Origin of the sequence: Corallococcus sp. CA049B (genome assembly GCF_003611685.1) — a bacterium.
Classification (GTDB): Bacteria; Myxococcota; Myxococcia; order Myxococcales; family Myxococcaceae; genus Corallococcus; species Corallococcus coralloides.
This window is the reverse complement of the sequence record NZ_RAWC01000349.1, coordinates 1-5,407: the sequence shown is the minus strand read 5'-3', so window position 1 is coordinate 5,407 and position 5,407 is coordinate 1. Positions and strand designations below refer to the sequence as shown.

The 5,407-nt window shown below is 71.6% G+C and carries 1 protein-coding gene; it reads left to right on the top strand.

Features of this window, described 5'->3' with window-relative positions; translation table 11 throughout:
- Positions 1–5,407, top strand: a 5,407-nt coding sequence (locus D7W82_RS38085; RefSeq protein WP_120622954.1) for a non-ribosomal peptide synthetase, incomplete at both ends; no start/stop codon positions are given.

The window sequence follows — 5,407 nt, the reverse complement described above, 5'->3', positions numbered from 1 at the left end:
CGACGCTGGAAGCGGAGGCGCTGAAGGCGAGCCTGCGTCAGCGGCTGCCGGAGTACATGGTGCCCGGAGCGGTGGTGGTGCTGGAGGCGCTGCCGCTCAACTCCAACGGCAAGGTGGACCGCAAGGCCCTGCCGGATCCGGAGGCACCGGTCTCCACCCATGAGTACGAGGCACCGCGCACGGAGACGGAAGCGAAGCTGGCAGCCATCTGGGCCGAAGTGCTGCGAGTGCCCCAGGTCGGCGTGAAGGACGATTTCTTCGCGCTGGGCGGACACTCGCTGCTCGCGACGCAGGTGGTGTCGCGGGTGCGCGCGGAGACGGGCGCGGAGCTGCCGCTGCGCGCTCTGTTCGAAGCGCCCACGGTGCAAGCCCTCGCCAGCCGGTTGGAGAAGGCCGGACGCGCGAAGGCACCCGCGCTCGTGCCCGTGTCACGGGACGCGGCGTTGCCGCTGTCCTTCGCGCAGCAGCGCCTGTGGTTCATCGACCAGATGGAGCCTGGGACGGCGCTCTACAACGTGCCCGTGGCGGTGCGGCTGGCGGGCTCGCTGGACGTGGCGGCCCTGGAGCAGGCCCTGCACGAAGTCGTGTGCCGGCATGACTCCCTGCGGACCACCTTCGAGGAGCGCGACGGTCAGGCCATCCAGGTCATCCAGCCTGCCCTGTCCCTGGAGCTGGGCCGGGTGGACCTGCGCACCGTCGACGAGGCCCGCCGCGAGGCGGAGGCCCATCGGCAGGTGGAGCAGGAGATGCTCCGTCCCTTCGACCTGGGCCGTGGGCCGTTGATCCGCACCCGGTTGTTCATGCTCGGAGAGCGCGAGCACGTCCTGGTGGTGACCATGCACCACATCGTGTCGGACGGCTGGTCGCTGGGCGTCCTGATCCGTGAGGTGGGCGCGTTGTACGCGGCCTTCTCCTCGGGGCGGCCGTCACCGCTGCCCGAACTGCCCATCCAGTACGCGCGCTACGCCGCCTGGCAGCGCGGCCGGCTCCAGGGCGACGTCCTGGCGCGGCAGGTGGACTACTGGAAGCGGAAGCTCGCCGGTGCGCCGCCGGTGCTGGAGCTGCCGACGGACCGCCCGCGTCCGCCCGAGCGGGGCATCGCGGGCGCGACGCTCGCCTTCACCCTGTCCCGGTCGCTCACCGCGGCCCTCAAGGCGCTGGCCCAGCGGGAGGGGGCCTCGCTGTACATGGTGCTGCTCGCCGGGTGGCAGGTGCTGATGGCGCGCTACAGCGGCCAGCAGGACATCAGCGTGGGCTCGCCCATCGCGGGGCGGACGCGCTCGGAGCTGGAGGCGCTCATCGGCTTCTTCGTCAACACGCTCGTGCTGCGCGCGAACGTGGATGGCGGCCTGTCCTTCCGGAAGCTGCTCGCCCAGGTGCGCGAGACGGTGCTGGAGGCGTACGAGCACCAGGAGGTCCCATTCGAGAAGCTGGTGGAGGTCCTCCAGCCGGAGCGCAGCCGCAGCCACACGCCGCTCTTCCAGACGATGCTCGCCCTGCAGAACATGCCGCTGGGTGAGCTGCGGCTGCCGGACCTGGCGCTCCAGCCGGTGAACGTGGAGAGCCCCATCGCGAAGTTCGACTTGAGCGTGACGTTCGTGGAGGTGCCTCACGGCATCTCCGGCACGCTGGAGTACAGCACGGAGCTGTTCGACGCGGGCACCCTCCAGCGGACGGTCTCGCACCTGCTCACGCTGCTGGAAGGCGCGGTGGAGCGCCCGGATACGCGCGTGTCCCGCCTGCCCCTGCTGACCGCCGCCGAGCGCGCCCAGGTGGTCTCCGCCTGGAACGACACGGCCCTGGCCGTGGACTGGGATGGCTGCTTCCACGAGTGCGTGGAGACGCAGGCGGCGCTCAGGCCGGAGGCGCTCGCCGTGCTGGATGGGACGCGCCAACTGGACTTCGCGCAGCTCAACGCGCGCGCCAACCAGCTCGCCCACTGGCTGCGCCAGCGCGGGGTGGGGCCGGAGGTGCGCGTGGCGCTCTTCGTGGAGCGCTCGGTGGAGATGATGGTCGCCGCGCTGGGCGTGATGAAGGCCGGCGGCGCCTACGTGCCGTTGGATCCCGCCTGGCCCTCCGAACGGCTGGGCTGGCTGGCGAAGGACTGCGACGCGCGCTGGGTGCTCACCCAGCGGCGGCTCGCCGGGGCGCTCCCGGAGGGGCTGGAGGTGCTGTGCCTGGATGACGCCGGTCCGCTGGAGGAGCTGGCGCGGCAGCCGCGGGAGAACCCGGCCCGCGTGAGCCTCCCGACGCACCTGGCGTACATCATCTACACGTCGGGTAGCACGGGCCGCCCCAAGGGCGTGATGGTGCAGCACGCGTCGATGATGAACCTGCGCGCCGCGCACAAGGTGACGACGTTCGCCGGAGTCACCGAGCCGGTGCGGGTGAGCTTCAACGCGCCGCTGGCCTTCGACGCGTCGGTGCAGCAGTTGGTGCAGCTGGCGGACGGCCACGCGCTGTGCATCGTGCCAGCGGACGTGCGCGAGGACGTGGCCCGCACGGCGGCGTGGCTGGAGGCGCAGCAGGTGGACGTGCTCGACTGCACGCCCGCGCACCTGCGCCTGCTGCTGGACGAAGGACTCGGCACGCGACGGCCCATGCGCGTCCTCGTGGGCGGCGAAGCGGTGGACGAGGCGCTGTGGGCGCGGCTCGCGGCGCTCCCGGGCCTCAAGGGCTTCAACGTGTATGGCCCCACCGAGTGCACGGTGGACGCCACCGCGCGCCCCATCGTGGCGGACACGCCGCGCCCGGTGCTGGGGCGGCCCATGGCCAACCTGCGGGGCTACGTGCTGGACCCCGAGCTCCAGCCCGTCCCCGTGGGTGTGCCGGGCGAGCTGTTCATCGGCGGCGCGGGGCTCGCGCGTGGCTACCTGGAGCGGCCCGAGCTGTCGGCGGACCGCTTCATCCCGGACAGCCTGGGCGCGCAGCCGGGCGGACGGATCTACCGCACGGGCGACCGCGTCCGCTGGCTGGCCACGGGCGAGCTGGAGTACCTGGGCCGCCTGGACTTCCAGGTGAAGGTGCGCGGCTTCCGCATCGAACTGGGCGAGGTCGAGACCGCGCTCGCGCAGCAGCCGGGCGTCAGTGAGGCCGTGGTGCTGGTGCGGGGCGACGGCGCGGACAAGCGGCTCGTCGGCTACGTCGTGGCGAAGGAAGGCCACGCGCTGGACGTGGAGATGCTGCGCACGGGCCTGCGCCAGGGGATGCCCGAGTACATGATCCCCTCGGCGCTGATGGTGCTGGACGCCCTGCCGCTCAACGCGAACGGCAAGGTGGACCGCCGGGCGCTGCCGGAGCCGGAGGCCGCGAATGGGGCCGACGCCTACGTGGCCCCGCGCACGGTGACGGAGGCGAAGCTCGCGGCCATCTGGGCGGAGGTGCTGCGGGTTCCGCGGGTCGGCGTGAAGGACAACTTCTTCGCGCTGGGCGGACACTCGCTGCTCGCGACGCAGGTGGTGTCGCGGTTGCGCACGTCGCTGGGCGTGGAGATGCCGTTGCGCCTGCTGTTCGAGGCGCCCACGGTGGAGGCGTTGGCGCAACGGCTCGCGCAGCTGGGGCGCTCCGGCGTGCCCATGCTGCGCGCCGGGGTGCGTCCGGCGTCGCTGCCGCTGTCCTTCGCGCAGCAGCGGCTGTGGTTCATCGACCAGTTGGAGCCGGGCAGCCCGCTCTACAACGTGCCTGGCGTGGTGCGGCTGGAGGGCGACCTGGACGCCGCGGCGCTGGAGCAGTCGCTGCGGGTGCTCGTGCAACGGCACGAAGCCCTGCGCACGACTTTCGAGGAGGAGTCGGGCCAGCCCGTCCAGCGCATCCACGCGTCCGTGGACGTGCCGCTGAGCACCGTGGACCTGTCGACGTCCGGGGCCGTGCGAGAGGACGAGGCCCGGCAGCGGGTGCTGGAGGAGATGGCGAAGCCCTTCGACCTGATGCGGGGCCCGCTGCTGCGGACGCTGCTGCTGCGCCTGGACGCGCGCGACCACCTGCTGGTGCTCACGATGCACCACGCCGTGTCCGACGGCTGGTCCGTGGGGGTCCTGCTCCGCGAGCTGGGCACGCTGTACAGCGCGCTGGCGCGGGGACAGGCGTGGACGCTGCCGGAGCTGCCGGTGCAGTACGCGGACTACGCGGCGTGGCAGCGTGACTGGTTGAAGGGGGCGACGCTCCAGCAGGAGGTGGACTACTGGAAGCAGTCGTTGACGGGAGCGCCGCCGGTGCTGGAGTTGCCCACGGACCGTCCGCGTCCGGCGGTGCGCACCAACGCCGGAACGACGCTGGGCTTCATGCTGCCGCTGGAGCTGTCCCAGAAGCTGAGCGCGCTGGCCCAGAAGGAGGGCGCGTCGCTCTTCATGGTGCTGCTGGCCGGGTGGCAGGTGCTGCTGTCGCGCTACAGCGGTCAGACGGACATCAGCGTGGGTTCGCCCATCGCGGGGCGGACGCGCTCGGAGCTGGAGGGGCTCATCGGCTTCTTCGTCAACACGCTGGTGCTGCGTGCCCAGGTGGACGGGGAGGCGTCCTTCCGTGAGCTGCTTAAGCAGGTGAGAGGCACGGTGCTGGGCGCGTACGAGCACCAGGAGGTGCCGTTCGAGAAGCTGGTGGAGGCGTTGCAGCCGGAGCGCAGCCTCAGCCACACGCCCCTGTTCCAGACGTTGATGTCGCTCCAGAACGTGCCCACCGAGGAGTCCAAGCTCCCCGGCCTGGTGCTCAAGCCGGTGGACTTCGAAGGCCGCACATCGAAGTTCGACGTGAGCCTCTTCTTCACGGAGACGGCGAGGGGCTTGAGCGGGGGCGTGGAGTACAGCACCGAGTTGTTCGAGGCGGCGACCGTGCGCCGGATGGTGGAGCACCTGCGGGTGCTGTTGGAGAGCGTGGTCGCGAAGCCGGAGGAAGCAGTGGGCCGGCTGCCCATGCTGACGGAGGCGGAGCGCCAGCAGGTGCTGGTGACGTGGAACCAGCAGCAGGCGGAGTACGCGCGCGACGCGACGATTCCGCACCTCTTCGAAGCGCAGGCGAAGCGGACGCCGGATGCCGTGGCGGTGGTGAGCGGCAAGCAGCGGCTGACGTACCGGGAGGTGGAGGCGAAGGCGAACCAGTTGGCGCACCGGCTGCGCAAGCTGGGCGTGGGCCCGGAGTCACGCGTGGGCCTGTGCGTGGAGCGCACGGCGGACGTGGTGGTGGGCACGCTGGGCATCCTGAAGGCCGGCGGCGCGTACGTGCCGTTGGACCCGAGCTACCCGAAGGAGCGACTGGGGTGGCTGCTGGAGGACGCGCAGGGGCCGGCACTGGTAGCGCACTCGCACCTGCTGGAATCACTGCCCGCCTTCAGCGCGCAGGCGGTGTGCCTGGACCGTGAAGAGGAATGGGCGGAGGAGTCCTGCTGCCCCGTGACGTCGGAGGTGCGCCCGGAGAA